The 25,320-nt window shown below is 43.6% G+C and carries 16 protein-coding genes; 3 read left to right on the top strand and 13 right to left on the bottom strand.

Going from position 1 to position 25,320, the window contains the following annotated elements; all coding sequences use genetic code 11:
• Positions 1–33: 33 nt before the first annotated feature.
• The 3 genes from PNK_RS11400 to PNK_RS11390 all read right to left on the bottom strand — a co-directional run bounded on the left by PNK_RS11400 (position 34) and on the right by PNK_RS11390 (position 6,807).
• A complete protein-coding gene (locus tag PNK_RS11400; RefSeq protein WP_059062130.1) occupies positions 34–3,180 on the bottom strand; it encodes a hypothetical protein in 3,147 nt (1,048 codons plus the stop codon).
• 233 nt (positions 3,181–3,413) lie between these two features.
• Positions 3,414–5,669, bottom strand: a complete 2,256-nt coding sequence (locus PNK_RS11395) for a hypothetical protein (RefSeq protein WP_059062129.1) — start codon at positions 5,667–5,669, stop codon at positions 3,414–3,416.
• 304 nt (positions 5,670–5,973) lie between these two features.
• Positions 5,974–6,807 (bottom strand): ABC transporter substrate-binding protein, encoded by an 834-nt coding sequence (locus tag PNK_RS11390; RefSeq protein WP_059062128.1) that lies wholly within the window; start codon positions 6,805–6,807, stop codon positions 5,974–5,976.
• Between the two features lie 604 nt (positions 6,808–7,411).
• Here PNK_RS11390 and PNK_RS11385 point away from each other — a divergent pair.
• Together PNK_RS11385 and PNK_RS11380 are read left to right on the top strand one after the other, a co-directional pair.
• A complete protein-coding gene (locus PNK_RS11385; RefSeq protein ID WP_059062127.1) occupies positions 7,412–8,761 on the top strand; it encodes a sugar phosphate nucleotidyltransferase in 1,350 nt (449 codons plus the stop codon).
• A 58-nt stretch (positions 8,762–8,819) separates the two neighbouring features.
• On the top strand, positions 8,820–9,581 hold the full coding sequence (locus tag PNK_RS11380) for a metallophosphoesterase (RefSeq protein ID WP_059062126.1): 762 nt from the start codon (positions 8,820–8,822) through the stop codon (positions 9,579–9,581).
• A gap of 78 nt (positions 9,582–9,659) precedes the next feature.
• On the opposite strand, the gene PNK_RS11375 is transcribed toward PNK_RS11380, so the two are convergent.
• From PNK_RS11375 to PNK_RS11335, 9 genes are all read right to left on the bottom strand, one after another.
• Positions 9,660–10,664: an alpha/beta hydrolase gene (locus PNK_RS11375; protein ID WP_158021803.1), complete on the bottom strand. Its 1,005-nt coding sequence runs from the start codon at positions 10,662–10,664 to the stop codon at positions 9,660–9,662.
• A 118-nt stretch (positions 10,665–10,782) separates the two neighbouring features.
• Positions 10,783–12,795 carry a ribonucleoside-triphosphate reductase, adenosylcobalamin-dependent gene (nrdJ, locus tag PNK_RS11370; RefSeq protein WP_032124569.1) on the bottom strand — a complete coding sequence of 671 codons (2,013 nt, stop codon included), beginning with the start codon at positions 12,793–12,795 and terminating at the stop codon, positions 10,783–10,785.
• A 291-nt stretch (positions 12,796–13,086) separates the two neighbouring features.
• Positions 13,087–14,004, bottom strand: a complete 918-nt coding sequence (locus PNK_RS11365; RefSeq protein ID WP_158021802.1) for a hypothetical protein — start codon at positions 14,002–14,004, stop codon at positions 13,087–13,089.
• Between the two features lie 557 nt (positions 14,005–14,561).
• Complete coding sequence (locus PNK_RS11360) at positions 14,562–15,335, bottom strand: hypothetical protein (protein ID WP_059062123.1); 774 nt, start codon at positions 15,333–15,335, stop codon at positions 14,562–14,564.
• Between the two features lie 94 nt (positions 15,336–15,429).
• Entirely contained in the window at positions 15,430–15,813 is a 384-nt protein-coding gene (locus PNK_RS11355; RefSeq protein ID WP_032124567.1) for a YidH family protein, read from the bottom strand.
• A 3-nt stretch (positions 15,814–15,816) separates the two neighbouring features.
• Positions 15,817–17,571, bottom strand: coding sequence for a BatD family protein (locus PNK_RS11350; RefSeq protein ID WP_059062121.1), 1,755 nt, complete (start codon positions 17,569–17,571; stop codon positions 15,817–15,819).
• Positions 17,565–19,265: a hypothetical protein gene (locus tag PNK_RS11345; protein WP_059062119.1), complete on the bottom strand. Its 1,701-nt coding sequence runs from the start codon at positions 19,263–19,265 to the stop codon at positions 17,565–17,567. The genes PNK_RS11350 and PNK_RS11345 overlap by 7 nt, the downstream gene beginning before the upstream one ends.
• Complete coding sequence (locus PNK_RS11340; protein WP_059062117.1) at positions 19,262–20,380, bottom strand: vWA domain-containing protein; 1,119 nt, start codon at positions 20,378–20,380, stop codon at positions 19,262–19,264. Before PNK_RS11340 ends, PNK_RS11345 begins: the two co-directional genes overlap by 4 nt.
• A 23-nt stretch (positions 20,381–20,403) precedes the next feature.
• Positions 20,404–21,507, bottom strand: coding sequence for a vWA domain-containing protein (locus tag PNK_RS11335; protein WP_059062115.1), 1,104 nt, complete (start codon positions 21,505–21,507; stop codon positions 20,404–20,406).
• 269 nt (positions 21,508–21,776) lie between these two features.
• Here PNK_RS11335 and PNK_RS11330 point away from each other — a divergent pair, with 269 nt between their 5' ends.
• Positions 21,777–22,373 carry an HAD-IB family hydrolase gene (locus PNK_RS11330; RefSeq protein ID WP_059062113.1) on the top strand — a complete coding sequence of 199 codons (597 nt, stop codon included), beginning with the start codon at positions 21,777–21,779 and terminating at the stop codon, positions 22,371–22,373.
• Between the two features lie 182 nt (positions 22,374–22,555).
• Here the strand turns inward: PNK_RS11330 and PNK_RS11325 are convergent, their stop codons facing one another.
• Entirely contained in the window at positions 22,556–25,213 is a 2,658-nt protein-coding gene (locus tag PNK_RS11325; protein WP_059062111.1) for an MGH1-like glycoside hydrolase domain-containing protein, read from the bottom strand.
• Between the last annotated feature and the right edge of the window lie 107 nt (positions 25,214–25,320).

The raw sequence follows: 25,320 nt of genomic DNA, 5'->3' as shown, positions 1-25,320 counted from the left end.
ACGAGTTAAAGACAGTAGGCTTTGAATTTGCTGCTAGAATACAAAAAAGAGGTAAGGATCTTTTTCATTTTGAATAGCTTGTTCGAGAGCTTGGCTGATTTTGTAAGCATCGCTACTCGGTGGATATTTGGCTTGAACGTCTTCAATGAGCCTTTCGAGCGGATAGTTATAATCCCCTATAAAGTTTCCAGGTTTTCCGGTTGCATGGCTAATGCTTATCCATGCAGTAGTGAGGGCATAACTGTCTTTCAGATGGGGATACATGACGGCCATTAGGTTAAATAAACTTGGCTGGCACTGCCTTTCTATCAGGCTCTTTAACCGCTTTAATAGAAAAGGATTTTGCAAGAATTGCAGGTATTTGGTTTGGATTTCATGTGCCATTGCATGAGCTTCATTCTTGGCGTAGAGAGGAGAATGAATGAATTTTTTTAAGAGTTCTAAAGTCTCTTGTGGAGTTCCCATAAACTCTTGTAAGCGGCGAAAATTTTGCAAGTAATTCTTAGTGGCAGCTTGCCTGTCTGAAAGGGCTTTCTGTTGTTTCCATGTGAGCCTTGGAAAGAGCTGACAGCCGATTTTGAATCTCCTTTTTTTATCTTCTTCTTTTGTCAACGAATAGGAGATCTTTGCTTGGCACCCGGGAATCAGTGCTTGATTTTGATTTAACACGCGCAACTGCTCCACATCTTGTTTATGACGCTTTGCGAGGCTTTCATACGTCTCATTTTTGTAGATGCTCGCATGGCTAAGCTCTTGTTCCAATAGCTCCCAGATCATTTGTTGATGACTATCTTGCATCTCTGCTAAGTCAACGGCAAAGCGCGCTTGTATGGTTTTTAGGCATCCTTCTTCGTCATCTTCCCGAGTTTGGCTGATCGAATAGGTGGGACGCTGCAATAGAATAGCCAATAGGGTATCGATCTGTTTTTGCACATTTTTAGACAACCGTTTGCGGATAGGTGCATCGAGGCGTTTAATCCAAGCATCCATTTGAGCATTTCTTTCATCGCCATTTTCAATCTGAGCCAGAGTAAAAGCATTGAGGGGTTCATGCTTATAGGCTAGGCTAAGGAATGCGCTACGAAGAGGAATTAAAGTTTTGCTCATGGTTTTCCATTTCACTTTTTGAAATGTATTGCTTTCGCCTAAGCAAAGATCGAAATCAAAAAATACCCATTCCCATTGGCTATTCAAGGCTTGAGAAAGAAGAGTGAGGTGCGCCAGTTGAGCTACCACCAAGTGCTCATTTTCATCATGATAAGCAATCCAAGTCTCTGGAAAAATCCTTTCAAGCAGGTAATCTTTACGAAGTTCATCAAAGGATCGCTGCTCTCCATCTGGCATCTGACTCTCCTTCATATCTTCGTTTGAATAATCATAAATAGTGAATGTTGTATTTTTAAACTTCTCTGCTTGCAGATTAGAACAAGGGGCTACGCCAATATTTTTGTGGTACAAATCCAGGCATTGAAACAGGCTTGTTAGAAAAACTTTATATTGAGAGCGTTCATCGATCCTTTTTTGGATGGCTTCAAAAAGAGGGGGATTCTCTATCAAATCTTCTAAGAGGATCATTTCATTTAGAAAAGGTTTGACGTACAGCGAATCCGCTGGGTTCAATATAAGATCGAGTTCGAGTTCTTCTTCTGCTTCGCATTCGCTAGCTGCTGCTCGCCGATAAAAATAAAGCTCCGGCATGATCAGTTTCCATCTGGTCTGATAGAGAGCCTGTTTGATCTCATCTTGCCAAGAGTTTGAGGAATGGGCTTTTAGATTAGAAATTCGATTACCTAGCAGGAATTGGCGAAACAGTTCTTTAAAAGAAGTGCAATGAGCTGTTTCATCCACCCGGTAAATCCATTTTTTCTTTTCGCACGCCTCAAAGGCTTGTTGGATGCTTAAATTTGGAAATGCAGGGGTCAATAGCGGCTCATCCAAGACAGGCGCATCCTTGGTCAACGCCTTGCCCAGATCTGAACCGTTCAGGATCAAATCTTGAATCGTTTGACCGAGTTCTTGAATGGTTGCTTCTGGGTTGAGCCTGCCTCTTAGATATCTTCCTTGCAGTTCTCGAAAAGATAGCCTGGCATTTTCAGCCGGTTGCTGATAGGTAAAAGTAAAGGAATGATTGGCAGGGGGCATGCGACTCATTAAGGCGTCTCTAAATAGCCAATATTTTGAAAAAAGCGTGGCAACTGTTTGGTTGAACGGCAGGATGAGGGCATCCATATTAAGCAAGTTGGCCTGATGCTTTTCCCATAATTGATGCATAGTCAAGCTTTCTTCTAACTGATCCTGTTGATAAGTCCAGACGCGGTTTCGAATGACGTCTAAATTGTCAGACTCGAGCGGAATGTCTTCAATCCATGCCTCATAAAGCTCTTGAGAGTGTTGATGAAGGCGTTTAAAAATGGATGCTTTTAAAATTTCATCTTGTTCGAGTGCCGAATAATAATAGCCCCTGCTTATATCTTGGGTGGTTGCAAGAGAAATTCCCCATCGTTTCAGTATAGGACGCTCAATTTTAGCCGAGGAAAGAAGGCCGCGTTTTATTTGGAATGCAAAGAGCCCCTCCATCAAGGACTCTTCTTCTTCTGCCCTTTCATTGCATTTTTTAATCACGCTGAAGGGCGGCAATAGATAGACTTCTTGGCTTGATAGTTCAGGGGACAGATCAGCATTGATCAGCGTCGCCTGTTTGATTGCCTGAATGCCTGTTTGGAGGGCTAGTCCCTTTTCTGTAGCCGCGATAATGGTTGTATAGGCTGTGCGATTAATTAAGAAAGATTTCGCTTGATTGGCTAGCGGTTTTAGAACTTGCCGATACAGATTCACTATGGATGGATGGGTTTGAAAGTAGGGCACTTGTTGCGCCTGCTCCACAGCCAGCCTCACTTGTGCTTCGCGGCTAAAAATCAATCGCAAGTCTTCTTCAGAAAAATGGGATTGATAAGCCAAGGCAACGCCTATTTTCCACCATTCGTCGACCTTTAAATTCGAGAGAAAGAGCAGCCAATTGCACCTTATGCCATTCAGAGGTGCAGGAGGTTGGGTGGTTTGCTGGAGATGTCTTGAGGTGCAGTCGGTTGCCTGTCTCTCAACAGGATTGGAATTGGAAATTGGCGGATATAGAGTTAGATGTGGTGTGCTGCCATGCATGCTAAAATAAAAATGACCCATAATAAGATTCCAGATAGAGTGTTTTGATTAGTCTGAGAGGGATGGTTTCAATTGTCTTTCCTTGCGATTAGTCGTTGGTTTACGGTGGATAGAGTAGCTGTTAATTTGTTGTAAACATAAGCAAATAAGCCTCTATCGTGTGGCAAGAGGTGGTGAAATAATGTGGGCTGGAGAAAATAAAGGCCTCATAAATGCTTATGAGGCCTCATTACTATCAAGCAATCAGCTTAATTTTAGTTGGTACTCAGTTGACCTAACTTAAAGGGAATGCCCATGATTTCAAGTGTTTTCATGAGTTCCATATACTTCTCATCCAAATCCTCTGATTGGACGGATGGGAGGGAAATGATCATACTCGGAGTGACGTTCCATTTTTTGAGATCTTTCAAAGAGGCTGTGAGTAGCATGCAAGATTGTATCAAACAGCCGCGATGTCCTTGCATATGCCCCAAACGATTAATCTCGATTTGGATTTGGCCTTTGTCAAAGGTCATACGCATGGTTTTGGTGACATTATCTGGTACCTTGTCAGTCACATTTTCTGATCCGAATTCTGTGATGATTTTGGGTGTTCGCTCATTCTTGACAGTGGGGTCGTTAATTAAATTGCGATGCAGTGTAAAGGTTCGGGCGTGGATTTCCAGTAGAATTCCTTGATAAAAGGCTCTCAAAAGAGGAGCGAGTTTCATGATTCCTTCCAACTCTAGTGATTGGAAAAGCTCGCTTTCCGAGACCCCTAAGTTGTCTATTCCTTTTTGGAGCAGAGGCTTAGATATTGCTTCTTTGACTTCCAGGAAAACTCTTTCGAAGCGATCAAACATCTGCGTTACGTTAGCAGCCTTCGAATCTTCTTCGTTGTTGTCCATAATGGCTAAAAGCTTTTGACACTCCTCGCCATTAAGATCTAGCTGGACTTGTTCCATGAAGAATATGAGCAGTGATTTGAGGCGTTTATGCAGTTCTATAGTTGAGTTTTGATTGATTGTTTGGAGATGGGTATGCAATTCTCCAGCCTTTAACTGGCCCCATTGAATGTCTGAACGGTACTGAGCCAGCCAATGCTGCATCTCTTGTGGAAGAGTGTCGAAGGTGGCTGTAGAAGATGTTTCGTCAATTTCTTGAGCCCAGTTTAACTCAGGGAAATACAGTTCAAGTGCAGGTCCTGAATGGGTGTGAATGCTAAAAAAGTTGCCAAGAATGGCCCGTCTAAAATCCGCTTTAAATGTGCCGAATTCTTTTGTCGTCAAGCAATGCTGCACATTCTGGACAATTTCATCGGACGTGGCCTGATACTTTGTGGCAAATTTTTTACTCAATTGTAGGACGCAATCATCGATCATGAGGCCAAAGTTGTTGCAGTGCTTGGCTGTCGTTTGGTTTATGGCAGCTGTTTCTTTCAGATCTTTGATCTCTTTGGCGCGTTGAATGCTCTTAATGAAAGAATAAATAAATTTGTCTATTACAGTTTTCAGGTATTTTTTATGCAGGAGATTGGTGGCTCGCATATTTTTAAAGATTTTTGCCATCTCTTTCAGGTCGTCAAAAAAATGTAGGAGAGGCTTGCCTTGCCGGCCATTAGAAAATTGCCGAATCTTTTTGGCATTGCTTGGATCTTGGATAAAATCTTTGGAGACATCGAGAAGCAAATCTTGATAGAAGCCAAGGCTGATCTTAAAACACGTTAGATCGTCGCCGCCCTTTTTCATGGCCTGTGCGATCAATTCGCTTTGAGATAGTTGGGGTGAGCTTTCTGTTTGCGAAAAGTAGTTGTCAAGCAAGGCACCCACATTTCTTCCATTAAAGCTGCGAGGGCGCTGCTTTCCTTTTTTAAAGGCCTCTGTGAGCAGAGGGCCTAATGAGTTCCATTCTTCTCCCACCTGATCATGAATCATCTGCTTAAAAAGCGTTTCATAGCCAGTATTCCCTTCTTGTTCATTCAAAATAACCATCTCATTTTCGGCTTCCACCCTCGCTTGCTCCAGCTTTAACGCAAATTGCATGACCCTTTGGCAAAGATCGGACATGGATGGTTGAAGAGTGGACTCTGAAGGGGAAATCTTTTGTGGAGAAGTATAAGTAGAGGAGGGAGACTGGTGAGGAGAAGGCGTCGAGTTCTTGCGAGGAGAGAAAAGTCCCGAACTTCTTGCCAAACTACTCACTGTCGTTTGAGGAGAAGACGTTTGTGGTACCTCTTTGGATCCGGAACGAGATCTCGAAGGCTTTTCCTCTTCACCTTTCGACTCGAACTTCTTTTTGATCTCCTCTAAAGATTTGGAAGAGGAAGGGGAAGGCTCGCTTGATGAGGGAAGAATCGATTGAGAGGTACTGCGTATCCGCGGTGAACTTCCTTGTTGTTTGGGAAGTGAAAATCCAAATGGATTGCTAACATTTGTTTTTTTTTGTGGAGTAAGAACCTCTCCATTGTGAAGGGGCTTTTGCTGACTGCCAATGAGTTCAGGCTGACTACCAACGAGTTCAGTAGGATTCATATTAACCTGCTAAAACTAAAATTTGAAAAAAAATTTATACTTAAGTTTATTCTGTTGACTATAAGTTTATAAAACACAAAAAAACTTAATTTATTCAATCTTTATATTTATATCAATCGATTTTAATAAAAAAGAGCTTTATTTAAACATCTTAAGTTTTTGCTTGCCAGTTGTTTGTGTATTTTGGCAGTAGTGTTTAAAAAGAAAGGAATTTTTCGATTTAATAAAAAGGAGGTAATAAATTAGTTAGTTTTTTAAACTATTCTAAATAATTGGCTACATGGCTTTGGGAGCCATGAGATGGTTAATTTTCTTCGATTTTTTCGAAGTCCATAAATCCCCAGCGGCTAAGCAATTGATGATAGGTGCCATTGGTTTGCAGTTCTTTTAAGCCCTGGTTGAAGGTGTTGATGAGCTGTTGTCCCCGTTCATTCTTTAGGGCAACGAGCCGGAGGCTTTCATCGGTTAAAGGGGCGGTGGCTATTTTTAATTTTCCTTCGTAGAAAGTATTGGTGTAGATGTAGGCGGGCAAGGCAGGAAAAATGACGCCATCGATGCGGTGATCGTCTAAATCGGCAAGGGCGCTCAATATGTTGTCATACAAGCGAAGTTGAATGGAAGGATTTTTTTCGAGATTTAAAAGCATTTGTACATTGGATTGGACGCCAATAATTTTAACAGCCATTTCATTCCATCCCTTTAAGGGGCTTCTGGCAGAGATGATAAGCACGGGGCCGAGCGGAAAGAAGGGCTCAGAGAATGTGTAGATGGACTGATTGATGGGGGTAGGTGGTAGGGCGCTGATGATTCCATCCAATTCTTTCGTCTCAAGTAGTCTTATCAGGGAGTTGCTGGCAATTGGGAACAAGCTGAATTTAACGTTTTCTTGTTTAGCAATTGCTGAAAGCAGATCCAGGTTAAGTGCTGAGAGTTCCCGCTCTTTATTCATGACATTCAGGCTCGACCATTGAACGTCTTGACCAATTGTATAGACATTATTGTGAAAGGGCGAAGAAGAGCATCCTCGGATAATTAGGATAAGGATAAGGCAAAAGAGAGCTAGGAATAATCCATTGCGCCTTTTGGGTGAAGCAAAAAATTGACGTCCCCGTTCCAGCAGAGCAGAAAAATTGATCATGTTTCGTTCCTTAACTCCTCAGTAAAACCATCATCATAATCGATTCGCTAATTTTTCCCTATAGAGTGTATTGGTAATTTAAACGGCTTTGGAAAATCGGGTGGTGATGCGAGACATTGAAAGTTTAAACCTAGCTTCATGCCTTAAATTAAGCATGAACTGGGGCCGAATTTGGGAAGTGCCCGCTTCTTCAGTGAGACACTTTTATGTAATATTTTTTTGGAGGATATTATGCACTTCAAAATGATTGGCCTTTACACCATCTGTGGCGATTTTTTTCCAGCTATCGAGTTAAAGGGTGATACAACGATCAAATGACTCCGGCTGAAATATGAGTGACAGCCCTAAGATGGATTCATATGATTACAAGTAAATGGAAAATCCGTTGAATGCGTAAGCGTCCGCAGCAGATATTACGTCTCTTTAAGGGAATAGACATTAGTGCGCTTCAGTGGAATAATCTGGTTTTTAAGTGATTTAGCCTTAAAAGTTCTGATCTTGAAAAATGGCTCCTTGCCAAAGCTCAGAGAATAACCCTTTCGTTTTAATGAGGCGTTATGCTACGGTAACAATTCATGAATCATAGTAGAGATATCGTGTGACAATGACTACTCTAACTTTACTAAAGAATCTCACTTCTCGAACATCCCGCGTTACAGACTCAATTCCTGCGTCAGTCGATATGCGACAAGTAGCGAGTCTAATCCTAAGTGGTGGAGAAGGAACGCGCCTTTATCCTCTGACCCTCTCGCGCTGTAAGCCGGCAATTAATTTTGGTGGAAAATATCGACTCATCGACGTCCCCATCTCTAATTCTATTCATGCTGAATGCCACAAAATTTTTGTTTTGACTCAATTTTTATCGTCTTCCTTGCATCATCACATCTTTCAAACCTATATGCAAGGGCGGACAGGGGGATCGATTGAGATTTTAACGGCTGAGCAAAAGCCGGGGCAGAAAAACTGGTTTTTGGGAACAGCAGATGCTGTGCGTCAAAATATTGACTATTTATTGGAAAGCCCGGTCGAGTATTTTCTGATCTTATCAGGAGACCAGCTTTACAATATCAATTTTCGTGAAATGGTTCATTTTGCCAAAAAAACTGATGCAGATGTCGTGATTGCGGCTTTGCCGGTTAATGCGCAGGATGCTACTCGAATGGGCATTTTAAAGGTAGATGAGCGCGATTTTATTACCGATTTTTACGAAAAACCGCAAGATAAAGCCATTTTGCAGAGCCTTAAGGCTTCTCCGGATATTTTGCAGCGGGCTGGCGTACAAGCGATTAGTAAGCGCAATTATTTGGGATCGATGGGCATTTACTTGTTTAAACGCAAAGCCTTAGTTGATTTGCTTTTCAGTGATACTCGCGAGGACTTTGGCAAGCACTTGATTCCTACTAAGGTGGCAACAGGGCGTGTGGCTGCCTATCTCTATACAGGATACTGGGAAGACATTGGGACGATTGAGACGTTTTATCAGGCTAATATGGCTTTGACGGAGGCTCATCCGGTTTTTGATTTCCACAATGAGACGCGCCCGATTTATACCCATCGCTACGACTTGCCTCCGGCAAAATTTCTCAATTGCCAGGTTAAACAAAGTATTCTTTGCGAAGGCTCGATTCTGGAAGCAGATGAAGTGACCCATAGCGTATTGGGTCCGCGTACAGTTATCCATAAAGGGTCCATCATTCGCGATTCTTATTTGATGGGAAATGATTACTATATCTCTCCTGTTAGCGATCATACCCGTTTGCCACCCTTTCCTCAGATAGGGGAAAATTGCATTATTAAGCGAGCCATTATCGATAAAAACGTCCACCTTGGCAAGGGCGTGCAGCTCATCAATAAGCAAAAAATGACTCATTATGACGGTGATCAGGTGTTTATACGCGATGGTATCATCATTGTTCCAAGAGGGGCTTCGCTTCCAGACGGGTTTATTTTATAACAAGTCATTCTCGACCCATTTTTATGGGTCTTAAGCCTTCAAATATTTCGAGTTAGTCATGACAATTTGGGCTATTGCCGATCTCCACCTTTCTTTTGGCGTTCCCAGCAAGCACATGCGTGTCTTTGGTGAGCAATGGGAAAACTATACCGATAAAATTGAGCAGGCTTGGCGCTCAGCTGTTTCTGACGATGATCTTGTGTTAATTCCGGGCGATATTTCTTGGGCCATGCGCTTGGAAGAAGCACGCCTTGATCTGGATTGGATAGGCCAATTACCTGGAACGAAGGTGTTGTTGAAGGGCAATCATGATTATTGGTGGAGTTCTTTGTCAAAGATCAAGACTATTTTGCCACCTTCCTGCCATCTGATTCAAAATAACAGCTTTAACTGGAATGGGGCGAGCATTGCAGGAGCCCGTCTATGGGATGTCCCAGGATTGAGTTTTAATGAAATCATCGATTTTAAAGACTTTGCTTGTGTGAAGAAATTAACCGAGACGGATGAATCGGATGAGAGTCGAAAAATTTATGAGAGAGAACTTGTTCGTCTAGAAAGCAGTCTAAAGGCCATGGATACTAAGGCTAAGCTGCGCATTGCCATGACCCACTATCCGCCAGTTGGGCCAAACTTGCAGGAGACTGACGTGAGCCGTCTGTTAGAAAAGTACGGGGTGCAGATTTGCGTTTTCGGCCATCTTCACAATGTCAAACCCCATCTGACACTATTCGGCGTGCGCAATGGTATTAGCTATCAGCTAACGGCGTGCGACTATCTTAATTCCTTCAAGCCAATCAAAATTGCTGATAATCCAGCTTAAGAAGCTGCAGGCAAGCGTTGTGTTTAAGGGCTTTCCTGCGCAATGAGTCTGGCTGCACTCTATTCCGTTTTATCGTGTCTAGCGCATCTGCTGTTTGAGAAATTGGGAAATTTCAGCGAGCGCCTGATGGCTTAATTTCAATTGATTGCCAAAGCTAATGAAGCCATGAATGGTTGGGTAATTCCTTAAGACTACCGGCACACCGAATTTTTTTAATTGATAGGCATAGGCGAGCCCTTCATCGCGTAAGGGATCAAAATAAGCGACGATGACCATGGCTGGAGGAAGCTTGTAAAGGTTGGCTTGCAGAGGTGAGGCGAGCGAATTTTTGCCGTCGGCTCCATTCAAGTAAAGCGACCAAAAACGTTTCATGATATCGCGAGTTAGCAAGTAGCCTTCAGCATTTTCATAGTATGAGAGGGTGTCGAAATCGAAATTGGTGACAGGATACATGAGAACTTGGCAGCGCAGGAAAGGGCCTTTAGCACGAGCTAACAGTGTGACGGCCGCGGCTAAATTTCCGCCTGCACTGTCGCCGCCAACGGCTAGCAGCTTAGGATTGCCGTTAAATTCCTGGATATGGTCAGCTATCCAAGCTGTGGCAGCATAACAATCTTCTAATGGCTTGGGAAAGGGATTTTCAGGAGCCTTGCGGTATTCGACTGAAACGACTAAACATCCAGACCGTTTGCAAATCTCGCGGCAAATCGCATCGTTGCTATCTAAGTTGCCAGCTACCCATCCGCCTCCTTCAAAGGAAATATAGACAGGAAATGGGCCTTTCCCTTCAGGGGTATAGATACGAATAGGGATTAATCCTAGAGGGCCTTTAATGTTAAGATCCTGAGTCTTTTTGACAGGAATAGTGGTGCTGCTAGGCGGTAGGGTTTGCCTCATTGTAGAGACGTCGAGTTTATCGAAAGGCTGCTGTTGGATGCGATTAAAGTCTTTTAAAAAGAGTTCTGTTTGAGGGTCCAAAGCTGGCTGGTAAGAGAAGGGCTCTTCGGCTTGTAAAGAGCCAAATAGGCAAAGACAGGCCCCTAAATAAACAGCGGTGGTGTATAAGCGAATGTTTTTAAACATTTGACCCTCGAAAAAGATGGCTAAAGAGATCAAGATATAGAAAGTTTTTTTGTTAAGTTCAAGAAAAAAGCCAACAAAAAGCGGCTGCTTTCTGTTGGCTTCAATCAATGGGGAATACTTAGCGAATCGGGCATGCACCTGTGGCGCAAGCTTCTGCTAAATCATCATCGCGAATGTGGATGCCTGAGTAGTCGATCTCTTTCAAATTGGCAACGTATGCTTCGTAAGCCTCTTTGGTGATGACTTCTTGCGGCAAGTAGGCATATCCTAAATCTTCAGCATTCTTGGTTGGGTCATTGCGGAATAGGAAGGAAACGCCAACATAGCAATCCCAATTCTTCATGAGCCAGTCGATAATGGCAGGAACTTCCGATGGGTCATAAGAGACCGTGTTCGAAACGTTCTGCTCGCACCAAGTTGTTTGAAGGAGGCTGTACCACTCGAGCTGAGAAACAGCCGAATCGGTATTGACTTCCACTTCTTCCACTTTTCCATTCTTTCTGGTTACATTTGTGCGCGTGAATGGAACGTTTTCGAATTTTACTGGGAATTTAACCAGTACTGATTCAGGTTCATATGGCTTTTCAACAACGGTATAGCCAGATGCACGGAACTTATCTACGAGCGGATCGTGTTTGGAATAGGTGATATTATTGAAAATATACTTGCCGAGAGGCATGTGAATGCCTTCTGGTACTTCACCCCATTCCTCAGTTCCCATAATTTTACTTATCGTTCCGCTTGGCTTAATGCAAGTGACGTTTTTGGGCAGAGGTGAATTGAGCTCATTTGCCATGCTATAAGCCGCGCTGACGGTGATATTGCGCATGCGCTTAAAGTCATAGGCTGTCAAGTCAGGGCGCGCTCTCACGCCTGTTAAGCCAACTCCACAAAGGTGCAAGAAGTCATTGTTGAGATGCCAAGCTTCTTGCAGAATTTCGTCGCGCAAGTTAACCATTGTTTGACGATAGTTCATGCGTCCTGCGAGATATAAGGCTCTTTCGAGGCCTACTTTATCTCCTTTAAATGCCAGCACATTGACCTCTGTCAAGTTGCAGAAGCTTTTGTTACCGAGCAGGATTTCTACGCAAGGATTGCATCCCTTAAACCAAGGAGCGCGTCTTTCTGCTTCGGCAGCATTGATAATGCCAGGCTCTGACCCACCCGACTCTAGCATTAGTTGGAAAACTTTTTCCAACTCTTGCCTTGAAGGTTTTGCACGGAATAATAGGCTGTTATTTGACTGTTGACGGTGGGCATTGCCTGTTATCCACCACTCTTTTTTAGCAATGGCAAAATCATCCCATTCTGGCTGGCCATATTCAAACAAGGCAATCTGTGCAGATCTGCGGCTAGAGAGGATTGTACCAAGCCAGTTCACGATGTCTAAAATGTCCATACGCGTCAATAGTTGATCGGCACGGTCGGATAAGATCTTGGCAATGGATTTAAATGCTTTTGCAATCTGCTCATCGCCCGAAGAAATCCAGCCATAGCCCTTTAAACGCGTTCCCGCTGGACGGATTTCGGAAAAATCGAGAACAAGGGTCTTAGCAGGAAACTTTCCAGCCACTAACTTACCAACAGCCTTTGCCCAAGCAATGGCCGAATCGCCGACCTTAATGGTCCATGTCTGGGTTTCCAGATCGTATGTTTCAACGTTATTTTGAACGCCACCCTTGTCGGTTTTGTTTGAGCGGACGACCTTAATGTCTTGTAAGGGGCGGCGGAAGCCATTTAAGGTTCCTGTAATTGGTCTAAATCCAACTCCACATCCTTGCAGGAGCAGCCATAAGACGTCAACAACGTCATATACTGTCTCAACATGCGTATAAGAGCAGTTAAACATGCTCGATTCACGCGTACGGCTTAGCTCTGTACCGCCCAACCAAAGGGTTCGGCCAGCTGGAGCGATTTGACGGCTTAGAATGAGCGAGCGAACTTCTTCCAATTCATCTTCTTGCACTTCATTGAGAGAGCGGCCTAATGCGCGTTCCCATAACCAACGTTGATGGGAAATCACACGGTCGACAACTTGATCCCAAGTCTCTAACTGAGTATCCCCTTCTCTAACAGGCCGGTGATAAGTTCGCAAAGCGGTGGCCATCGCTCTGGCAGTTGGTCTGGTCATGGTATACGCTCTCCTCTTAAGGTATTAATTTTAGTGCAAATACAATATCTTGTAGTTGGTGGTTCGTAGGATTACAATAGGTTGTAGTGAATTGCCTTTGTTATCTATTTTTTTTACCATTAAAGTCAAGATGCAGAATTTATTTGAGCATCTTCAGGAACCTTTCTGGGGCAATTTTTAAGATGTTGATTTTGAACCAGTTCAACGAATAAAGAATGTTGCTTGGTTTTTGCAAACACCTAAAAATGAAGGTGTCGGTAATCTAAAGGTGATGAGATTTTCGATGGGTCTTTAGCTATCGAAAATGGTCAGCAATGTTTTTAAATCTGGATCTTTTTGATTGAATGCTTGGTTAAGCGCAACGGGTCGCTTTTGTAAAAGGCTTTGAATGAGTGTTTCCTGATTTTCTTTATCGAGCCGGTGGCAGTAATCTGCGCAGATATGGAGAAGATCGTGAAAATCTTCTTCGGTTTGAATCAGGGAAACAGTGCGTTTTAAAAGCATTTTGAAAGTTTGGAAATCCCCGATTTCGGTCATAAAAGAGAGGAGTTCGAGGTTGAATTCCAGATCTTTTTCTTCTAGGTGTTCTTCTAGCAGTTGTGTGAGCTGTTTGTTTGCCGATTTGCGGTTAGATTGCCCCATGAGCCGTGCGCGGAGCAAGTCAAACCATTTATTGCCTTCCAGATAGGCGGAAAAATCATCTAATAAATCATGGGCATATGATTCATTTTCTTCATCGATCTGCTCTGAAATGAAATCGTAGAGGAATGTTTCGATGTCATTGGCGCAATGGGTAGAAATCAGTTGCAGGGCCTCTTTAGAAGGCACCCCTTCATCGACATTCTCATCTAAAATCACAATAAAACTAGCTAAGGCGTCATGCAACTGGCTCGGATCGGATAGTTCGCCGCTATCGTAAAGGAAGATTTGATGGTCGAGCTCATTGCATAAAATCGATAAAGAGGGCTTTTCAGTAAGTAATCTGCGCCATAATTCAAAAACAAGCAAATAGATTTGATCTTCTTGGTCGGCTTTAAGTTCGCGGTCGCCTACTAGTTGTTCGGTTAAATCTTCGGGAGAGTCGCATTCATCGGCATAGGCGATGAAGCTGGCACGATCAAGTTGCACATCTAATCGTTTCAAGCGTTCAAAAAGCACTGGAAAAGAGAGAATGCGGTAGTCTTCAACTTGCCATGGATTGACTTTCATGTGCGGATCATTGAGCCAATTCATGCGTAACAAGTTATATAAGGCGCGTTTTTCTATTGCATTCATATCGTTGAATTTTGGTTTATTAGGATGGTCGATCATTTTTACTTAAATTATTGATAAGCCAAAGTTTAGAGTCCAATTCCTCCAAGCCATGCTTCTCGAATTGGGTGATCAAAATTAAATATTTTTCACAACTGGATTTTCAAAAAGCTTATCTCTCATTCAGGGGAAAGCCCTAAATGTTGAGAAGGAGTGAAATGTATGCGGTTATCAGTTTAGCGTGTATTGTTTTTGTAGAAGGGATATGTCACTTTTGCCTTCAAAATTGCAATTGTCAATTAATCGATTCTTTTAAATCTCTATTCTACAAGTATAGCATCTTTCTATTAAAATCTGAACTATTTGTTGATCGAAGGATGCAATTAGCCTTGAGAGTATAGGGGAGATTTGAAACGAAGTGGCTAGCAATCAGAGTTCTGGATTTATCTGTTTGACAGTCAGGCATCTTATGGCCACCTGCGAAAAAACAGTCGTTTGCAAAGAGCCTCCCGGCATTAAATCAAGCGAATATCTGAGGCAGGAACATAGCCTACTAGCCCATTTTGGTCCATGACCTTCAGCCAAAAACCCTGTTCCTCGCTTTGAATGATTCTCACCTTTGATCCGACGGCAAAGGGAAGGTTGGTTAGTTGGGTTTCTTGAAAGCTTGGGGCGCGGTAGAGTGCAGTCGATGAGATGAAAATGCCATACAGAGGGGTAAAATAAAAGGAGATCATTAAGTTGATGGCTAATGCCAAAGTCAGTAGGCCGGTTAGATAGACGAGTTTTTTTATATAGGATGAGGGGATCCAAATGAGAACCGTTGCGAGAAGAATGGCTGCTAGGGCCGTGTAGAAGAATAGCTGAAAGCGGGCAGGGAGCGAAAGAGCTGAGCGGAGTAGAAGGGTATCGACCCAGGAAGGGGAAAGGGAGGAAGGGGGGAGCCCGAGTTTCTTTTGAGCATGAACTAGATGCTCGATGATGGTTGGATTGTACGGATCGAGTTGCAGAGCTCGCTCATTGTAGAGAATCGACCACGCATATTCCCCGAGTTGAAAATAGCTGTTTGCTAAGGCTTGATCAAGATCCGCTGAGGCGACTCCTGGCTGACTTTCAATGTACTGATAAAGAGTTAAGGCGCGATTGAAGCCATTTTTCCGCTCTTGAAAAGTAGAGGCTTCTTCAGCGGCTCGATAGCTTGCGCTAGCTTCTTGAATCAAAGCATCCATCGAAGAATTGGCGAAGAGGAGCCAGGGAAGCAGGAAGAAGGAGGTTAAAAAGGTTTTCATAGTAACCTGAAGGTTTGGTTTATCGGCTTGAAATTTTCATTTTTTGCATCTAATTCGGCTATTAAATTCATCAGATCAACCCAAAATGCGGTTACTATTCGACTACAATCCACAATAGAACAAAGGTGAAAATGATGAGGGCGATTGTAATGAAACTCAATCCCCAAAAGGTCGCATGATAAGCGGTGAATGAAGTCATCTCTATTTTTTTGACGCTGCGGCGGTAACTAATTAAGGCAAAAAGGAAGATGCCGATTCCCCATAAAATTAAAAATTGGCCAATCCAATGCGCCATTTTTTGATGGGAGTATGTTTGAAAGGTAACGAGGCGTGCAATGGCAATTCCTATACCGATGCCTGTAAGGCCGGTTCTGATCCATGAAAGGAAGGTTCTTTCAGAGGCTAAGCGGGTCCGCTCCTGCGCAAGCAAATTGCGTTCATTTTCCAACGAAGGGGGAAAGGAATCACTGTCATTCATGTTTTAGGGCTCCGATCTATTAAAGTTAGTGGAAAATAGTTGTTGAGCGCGATGCAAAAGATCTGGCACTGCAAAGTCCTGATGGGGGCTATACTGAAGTGATTGTAGATAGACAATAAAGGCTCTCAGATCTCCTAAAGGCCCTTGCTTAGGCAGATGCTCTAATGATATCTGCTTTAGAGGCAAAATCCCTTCTTCCCAAATCTTCCACCAGGAGGCCTTTTCGATCAGTTGTACGACTTGTTGAGCAGGCAGTTTTTTGTCTTTTATAGCCTTTTCCAATAAACTGTCGCTTTGCTTTTTTAAAAGGCGTGGCCGTTTACTGAACTTCCGTTTCAAATGCCATTGCAGCCATAGCCATCCGCATCCAAAGGGCAGGATGAGCAAGACCCAGGGAGTTTGGAGCAGGCTTTGGGTTAAATGAGCTCCTAAAGGAGGAACTCCTTTGATCTCTAAGGGGGGCAGCGGCCAATCTGCTGGATTCCATAACAGCTTTTCATTGAGATCTTCTACAGGCAGAGCCAAGTCTTGTGGAGGAGAATCGTTCAAAGGGGGACTTTGCAGGCTGAGCGGGATGAGGGGAGTTTTTTGAGCGACATAACGGACAGTAGCCGGATCGAAGGATGCGAGCTCAAAGGAGGGGACTGCTTGGACAAATGTAGAAATCGGATTCAATTCGATGCGAAATAGCTTAACGTCATTTTTTAGCTCTCCAGTCGGTGGAAGATCGCTAAATTGAAAGAAGCCGCTAAATCCAGGCTGACAATGAAAATCGGGTAGGCGCAGTTCGGCTAAGTTACTCACTCCGCTTATGCTCATTTCCAGTTCAACTTTATCTCCCAGGCGCAATTTGGATGGTGTAAGCATCTTTAAAGCCACTCTGATTTGTCCAAGAGCGCCATTGAAGGATCCGGGACGTCCCTCTGCCGGAAAAGGTTTGACTTCTACTTGAACGGCTGGTGAATCGGCTTGCAGGAGAGGCTCTTGGTAGGCTTTTTTGCCAAACATATTTATCTGATAGGCATAACCTGCAATCTTAGAAGGACCAAGCGTAAAACTTCCTGTTTGTGAGGCTTCTATCTCTTGTACGATTTCTTGAACGGTCACGTCCCCATTTTGATAGTCCTTAATGCGCGCATCTCCAACTTTTTTAAATGGCGTTGCATGAATAAAAGGAAGAGTCGATTCAGTCAAGTCTACGCTTCGATTATAAGAGATGCGGTAAAAGAGTTCTGTTCGCTGGCCGGGATAAAGCGTGCTAGGACCCTCGACTTTTGATTCTAAGCGGAAGATAAGGGGGGGGGCACGTTTGGGAGTAGTTGAAACTGCTTGAGCTGAAGGGGTAACGGCCGGGCTGGATTTTGGATTGGCAGCAGGCGTGCTGTGTACTTCATAGGCGCTTGGGGTACTTTGAAGAGTTTGATTACCAACTTTAACGGTAATAGAGGGCAGGACATACAACCCTTTGGGTTGAGCCGGCAAGGTAAAGCGATAAATAGAAACCGCTGTTTTTTGCAGACCTGAAGGCATCGTGCTGCTTTGCAGTAATGAAGCCGTTAAAGGCTGTCCGTCCATGAAAAAGGCTGAAGGATCGACCGCTTCTTGGGAATCGTGTGTGATGGTGAGCGTTCCCTCAATGGGTTGATTTTCAAGGCTGCTTGCCTGTTCGATGGCAGCTTCCACTTGAGCGGCGGCGGCATGAGAGGAAGTGAGCGCCAAAAGCATCCATAGAACAGCGTAAAGCAGGCGAGTTACCATGAGTGCCCCTCCTGCTGCGCCTGCCCTTTTTTTTGCGGCTGGTCTTGCGACTGCATTTCTTGAATCATTTGCAGGGTTTCATTGGAATCTTCTTTTGCAGAACTTTTTTGGCTTTGTGGAGGTTGATTTTGATTAGATTCCGGCTCGGCAGAAGAGGCAGCTTGTTCGAGAATCTTCAATGCTTGCTGCCAATTTTTTACCGTTTGTTTTTGTTGATCGAATAGGGCTAAGGCTTGGAACGGCTGCAGAGCCATCCATACTTTAGCTTGCTTGGCAGCCAGGTAGCCTTTTTCAAATAAGGGAATGACCTGATTCCAGGGATGGCTTTGGCAGTGCGAACCTTTCTGATTGTTAAAAGCGCTTTTTTGAGCATCTAAGAGGGATGGAATGAAGGGTGCGGCTTGCTTGAGCGTGTCGTCTTGTTGCTTCCTGATGATTGACAAAAGGTCTGCATTCGATGAATTTGGCGAACTTTCTGCTAAATGTGCCAATTGGGTCAGTTGTTGAGCAGCCTGTGCCGTTTGGAGAGCATGTTTGAGTACGTTAATAGGAGCCTTCTCTTCTTCAGTTTCTAATGCTAAGTTTTCAAGGATGCTTTGACTATAGATAATATAGAAGCGGGCTTTGAAAAGCTGTCCTTCTTGGGCTGCATGCAGGCTTTCATTTAAAAATTTGGTGGCCGTTTCCAAGTTCGCCTTTTGGGCGTTATCCACGACTAATTCCATTTGTTCATTGATTAGGGATTGAATAGCTGACTCATTGATGTCTTGTAATAAAGTGATGCGGTAGTTGAGCAAGAGAGTGTCTAGCGGATTTGAAGCAGCCATTTTTTCTATGATTTGCAACGAGCTTTGGAGGCTCTTTTGAGCCTGTCCGAGTTGTTGTTCTTCTAAGTAAATAATAGCTTCTGAATAGTGCTTTAAGGCTTCTTCAATGTTAGAATCGGCTTCAGATATGTTTGATTTTAGCTGATCCCATATAGGAAATAATGTTTGGGATTGCGTCAAAAAGACTTTGGAGTAAGGCTCTTTTTGTGATGCGGGGATGTGTTCCAATGCCGACAGTTGTTTTGAGAGGTTATCTAAAGCAGTTTTTAAAATAATCCATAAGGAATTAGAGCCGGCCGATGAAATATACTGAGAGCGCAGCTTTTGCTTGATTTGATCGAGCGTCAGTAGAGCTTTTTTTAACAGGGTAGTTAAATCCTTGGTTGGCACACAAGTTGAGGAGTCTTGCTCCATTCTTTGCATACGGCAATCGATAGCGGTCGCTTCTTTTAGTTCTTTGATTCCTTGCCAAGCAAGGTAGAGTTGTTCATCGAGGGTTTCTTGAGTTGTAAGGGTTGCAAGCAATTGAGCTTGGCCAAGATGAGCCGCTGCTTTATTTAGTGCTAGGGAGCGTAAAAGGAGGGGGGAGGAAATGGATGAGGAGGGAATGCTGTGAAATAGGTGCAATGCTTGCAGCCATTCTTGCTGCAGCAATTTAACGGTTCCCCAATTGTAAAGTACCAATGCTTGTTGCCAGTCTGGCAGCTGGCGCTTGGATAACTCTTCATAAAGCAAGCTGGCTTGAGTAAAATCGAGCGTCTCGGCAAACGCTTTGGCTTGATCTCCAATTTGAGCCGTACTCTCTTCGGCAGAGGCGTGTAAATGGAAGAAAAGGTAGAGTAGAAAGAGAGGAAGCCTGCTTTTCATGAGCGACGCACATCGGGTAAAATCAGATAGGTTAACAGCAAAACCATGGCTAAACCTAAGGGAATTTGATAATACAAATCAAATAACATATCTTCCCGTTTAGCAGTACTGACCTTTCTTTCTAAAGACTCGACAGGTTCTGTTTGTTGAGCCAAGGTCATGTCGATAATTTGTTTTTTTAGTTCTTGAGCCAGACTCCATGCAGTCCATGAATGGGCAGAATAGTAAATGCCGTTGTTGCGTTTGGCTAATTGTTCTAATAACAGAGGTTCGAGTTTTGAATAAACGGGCTTGCCTTCATTAGTAACATGTGGAACCACAGAGGGTTGTTCAGATCCAACACCTACGGCATACAGTCGAAAATGGGAATCATTGGGGTTGGGAAGAATGCTTAAAATATTGGCAATAGCCTTTTCTTTGGCTATGCCTTGCGCCGAATCGACTTCCTGATCTCCTCCATCGCTTAACAAAATGAGCGTATAGAGTTTCTGCTCGGGATTGGCAAAAATTTTCTCCTTTAATTGGGTAAGCGACTTTGCAAAGTTTGTTCCTCCTATATCTCCTTGATTGATTGTCAGTCCTTTGATCATGAGGCGAGTGAATAAGTAGTCGTTGGTTTGGGGAACGAGCGGAGTCAAAACGGAGGTAAAAGCATATAGCGACACGGTTTGCCCACTTAAATTTGCTACCACTCCGTCCATGATGTCTTTAGCCTGATCGAGTCTTGTTTGCCTTTGTGGTGTATCTGTGACGCTCATGGATGCCGATGTATCGATGAGAAAGATAACTTCGTGAGGACGGTAGCGCTTGGCAAAGTTTAAGGGTTGAGGTTCTGCAGTAGGTTTAGAGGTGGGTAAATAGTGCAGATTTCCTTTTGGATCCATTAAGGAGAGGCATATCAGCAATAGGATGAGAATCGAGGCTGCCGTCTTAAATATCGCGAAGAGGTGCGAACGGGGCACGAGCAGCTGCGGCAAAATCGATTCAGATGCAAAAGAAGCGAGTTGTCTGCGCCGATAAAAAAATAGGGACAGCTGTAAGGCAAGCGCTGGGACCAGTAGGATGAGTAGATAGGCGGCTTGTGGAAAGCCGAAGATGATATCGCCCAGTGACATAATGGCTCAGCTATAGGATTTGTTCATGGAAATTTCCTCAATAAGGTGGTCTCTAAAAAAAGAGCGGCAAGAAAACAAGCTAATCCGATAGCTATGAAGTAAGGATAAAGCGAAAAGCGGGGTCTGTTTTCTTGCGTATCGAGCGTACCTAAATTGCCAGGGATTGAGCTTTTTTCGAGCCGATCAATGGTACTAAAGACGTGCTGTAAATCTTGTTCACGCGTGGCAAGATAAAGCTCTCCTCCTGTTAGTTCAGCCATGGCCTGCATTTGCCTGCGATGAGGGGCAAATGCAGGAGATGAGAATTTGGGGTCGATATTGATGATATAGAGGTGAATGCCTTGGCTCTTAGCATAAGTTGCCGCCTCGTCTAGTTCGATTGTGCGTAAGCGATTCCCGTAATCTAAGCGGCTTGGATCCTGAAAACCATCTGTCAGGACAACCATGATCGAATTTTTGATTTGATAAGCCGGCTTGCCTTGGTCTTGCAAGTCCTCAGCGAAGTGCCGCGTCGCTGCAATGAGATGGGCCGTTTTATAAATGGCATAGCCAATCGCAGTACCATTTTCTTCTGGATCGTCGATTAGCTGGATTTCTTTCAACTGTTTTAAAACTGCTTCATGATCTAGCGTCAAGGGAGAGAGGATTCTTGGGATGCGCGCAAAGGCGATGAGCCCGATTAGATCGGAGGGCCTTTGAGAGACAAACTGTTCACTCATTGCTTTAAGCAAATCCATTTTTGTTTGAGCCTGCCTCCTTCCAAAAAAACCTTCCGAGGCAATTTTTTCACCCATAGAGCCTGATTGGTCAACGACAAGGTAAATGGCAATTCCTTCGGTTGGTAAGGGAATAGGCTGTTTGGAATGAGGCAGCGGATAACCTTTGGGATATAAAAAATGTGGATCTAAAAAAGCGGTTCCTAAAAAAAGCAGGGCTGTCAGGTAGAGATGGTGAGGTAGTCTGCTAAATCGCAGGCGTTTGGAGAGGAGCTTTAAATTTGATAAATCAGAAAAGTTAAGGGTTGGGATGGAATAGGTGAAGAGGCCTTTGACAAGGAAAGCTGCCAATAAGAGGGCGCTTAAGATCCAAAAGGCGACGTAGTCAATGGTAAAGGGAAAGCTAGTCATAAAGGTAAAGACTCTGTTTGCGATCCATTGGCCTTACGATTCCTTTGGCTATTGAATTTAGATTCCTGGAAAGCGTTACATCTCTGGAATGAGTATATATAGGGTTGTCTGATTGCCTGAGTCTAGCACTTTTTGATTAGGAGTGATTTTTTTAGCATTTTTCTTGAGTACAAGATCTCCATTAAATTTGCTTGGATTAATAAATCCTTAAGATTAACATGATTGCGAGTTAAACAATCAAATAATTTGTACAATCCCTTTTAATTTTCATGACTTCTATCGTAGCTGCTTTCGATTTCGATAACACCTTAACGGTCAGAGACTCTTTAGTTCCCTTTCTTTTTGAACAGGCAGGTTTTTTGAAGGCCAGCTACTATCTAGCCGCGTTGATTCCTGACTTTTTACAATTCCAATGCGGTTATTTGTCTAGGCAAGCGACTAAAGAAAAAATTTTAACAAAATTTTTTAAAGGTGTTTCTTTTTGCGATTTGCAGATGTCTGCCAAGCGTTATGCAGCTAATCAATTAGATAGTTATTTGAATCCTCAGGCAGTCGAGCGTTTAAAATGGCATCAGCAGCAAGGGCACCGCTGCATTCTAGTTAGTGCGTCGATCGATCTTTATTTATGTCCTTGGGCCGAACGGCATGGATTTGAAAAGACCCTGGCATCCACGCTGGCTTTGGATAAACAAGAGCGTGTGACGGGACTTTTGAAAGGGAATAACTGTTGGGGAGCCGAAAAGGTCAAGCGCATAGAAGACTACTTGGGTCCAAGAGAGTCTTATCAACTATATGCCTATGGCGATAGCCGTGGAGATCAAGAGCTACTAGCGCTGGCCGATTATCCTTTTTATCGCAGTTTTTAGATAGAACAGAGCATCTCTTTCCAGGTAAGCTCTAAATAAAGAATTTAAGCTTCTTCTGAATTTGACCTTTAATTTTCTCTAGTATTTGTATAAGTTAGATCAACCATTGGCTTTAAACATTTCATAAAAATAGCAATCTGAATGATTGGCAGATCGCTTTCTACCACTTTTTTGTTAATGCTTTAGTTTTCTCCACCTGATTGCTGCAGCAGTTTAGCTACTAAGGCGGTCCAGCCTGTTTGGTGATTAGCTCCTAAACCTTCTCCTGTATCACCGTGGAAAAATTCATGGAATAAGAGGAGATTTTGCCAGTTGGGGTCTTTGTTGAAGGGGCTATTTTTTGGAAAGATGGGACGAGTGCCATCACCTTGTTTTAAAAAGAGGGACATGAGTCTTTTTGAGAGTTCGGTTGAGACATCCCATAGATTTAGCCAGTTGCCTGACCGTGTGGGAAATTCGACTTTTACAGAATCGCCATAGTAGTGATAGAATTTCTGCAGAGACTCGATGATTAAAAAATTGAGCGGAAACCAAATGGGTCCGCGCCAATTGGAGTTGCCTCCGGCGATGAGCCGGTATTCGGCATCTCCCGGATGGTAGCCGATGCAGTGCTGCTCTCCCCAAATTTTGAGGATATAGGGATGATCCTTGTGGTATTTAGAAAGAGAGCGAATGCCATACTCAGCTAAGAATTCATTTTCATCCAATAGGTAGCTCAGCGTCTGAGTAAGGCGTTCTTTATCCAAGATTGACAATAGGTGTCTGGCTCCTTTGCCGGTATCTTCGATGCAGGCCATTGTGGAGGTATAGTCGGGGCGTTCGCTTAAGAACCATTCCATGCGTTGTTTAAAGATTGGAAGGGCATTTAAAATGCGATTGTCAATCGTTTCGACGGCTAAGAGAGGCAGGAGTCCGACTAATGAGCGAATGCGTAAGGGTATGACATCGCCATTTGTGTGCAGGGCATCATAAAAAAATCCATCGTAGTCGCACCAAAGGGAATATCCTTTTCGCTCAGGTTTAATCATCGCGCTAGCGATGCGCAAGAAGTGCTCAAAAAATTTCGTGGCGCAGTCCTGATAGACAGGATTGGTTCGGGCCAGCTCGATGGAAATTTTCATCATGAGGATGCAATAAAAACTCATCCATGCTGTTCCATCCGATTGATCGATCCGGGCATTGTCTAGCGGTAGGCTGCGATCAAAGATGCTGATGTTATCTAAGCCTAGAAATCCCCCTTGGAAGACATTATTGCCCTTTTCATCTTTTTGGTTGACCCACCATGTAAAATTGAGCAGAAGTTTGTGAAAAATGGCTTCTAAAAAATTGCGATCGGGCTCTCCTGTTTTTTTGGAGTCTATTTTGTAAACGCGCCAAGCAGCCCAGGCTAAGACAGGAGGATTGACGTCGCTAAAATTCCATTCATAGGCAGGCAGCTGCCCATTGGGGTGGGTATACCATTCGCGTGTCATTAGAATGAGCTGTCTTTTGGCAAAGTCAGGATCGATCAAGACAAGAGGCAGGCAGTGGAAGGCAAGGTCCCAGCTTGCGTACCATGGATATTCCCACTTATCGGGCATGGAAATGACATCGAAGTTGACGAGGTGGATCCAATCCTTATTGCGCTCGATTTTGCGATCGATTGGAGGCCTATTTTTATCGCCCTTAAGCCATTGTTCAATGTCGTAATAGTAGAGCTGTTTCGACCATAACAGGCCTGCAAAGGCTTGTCTTTGTACTCGCTTTTCATCTTCATCTAAGATCTTATTTTGGACGACCTCATAAAACTGATTGGCTTCTTCTTGTTTGGCTTTAAAAATGTCGTTGAAATCTCGAAAAGGATCTTTGAATTTGTCTGGGGCGAGCCTTAGGCGAATTGTTTGGGTCTGGAGCGGGGGAATTGAGAAGTAGTAAGGAGCAGCCGCTTTTGTTCCATAGAGGTCTGGATTGACTGAAAGGGCGTCTTTGTCGACGATGAAGCGATTGAAGGCATCTTTTACGTAAGGGGTTGGATTGGAAAGTCCATACAGGCGTTCCATGTTTGTTTCATTTTCTGTGAAAATCCATTGAGGTGCATCCTCTGCGTGTAAGTAATAAGTCTTGTTAGACGGATGGTCGGCCTGTATAAACGTTTGCCCCCATTCATTTTTTTCAAATAAAAGAGGCTTGGAGGGGACATCATCCATTGGTCCATTCTCATAACCCCAGCTCCAAGTATTGCGAAACCATAGGGTGGGCAAGAGATGGAGAGGGGCCGGGCGCGAGCCTCGATTGGTGGCTGACAGTCGAATGAGGATATCATCGGCACTGGCTTTGGCATATTCGATTTCAATGTCGAAATAAAGATTTTCTCCAAAAATACCCGTGTCAAGCAACTCGTACTCTGGCTCTTTAGAGCTGCGCCTTTGGTTCTCTTGAATCAACTGCAGATAGGGAAAAGCTTTTTGAGGATACTTATAAAGCATCTTCATGTAGCTGTGGGTAGGGGTATTGTCTAAATAAAAATAATACTCTTTTACGTCTTCGCCATGGTTCCCTTCTTTAGGATTTAAGCCAAAAAAGCGCTCCTTTAAAATGGGATCTTTTTCATTCCATAAGCTAAGGGCAAAGCAAAGATATTGATAGCGGTCTGAAATTCCTCCCAATCCATCCTCATTCCAGCGATAAGCCCGGCTGCGAGCGTGATCGTGTGGAAAATAGTCCCACGCCTCTCCATCCTGACTATAATCTTCCCTTACCGTACCCCAGGCCCGCTCGCTTAAATAAGGCCCCCATTGGCGCCAATTGGCTTGCTTGCGGTGGTGTTCGATGAGACGGAGATGTTCGGGTGTATCTAACATGGCAATTTAATGTAAAAAAATGTTAAGGCTAGGGCCGGTTTAAATTCAACTCGCTACTTATAAGAAGAAAGTTTTGGTTTAAAGGCCTAACCAGTTTGTATACATTA

This window comes from Candidatus Protochlamydia naegleriophila (assembly GCF_001499655.1).
Lineage (GTDB): Bacteria > Chlamydiota > Chlamydiia > Chlamydiales > Parachlamydiaceae > Protochlamydia > Protochlamydia naegleriophila.
This window is presented reverse-complemented; position numbering and strand designations above follow the sequence as displayed.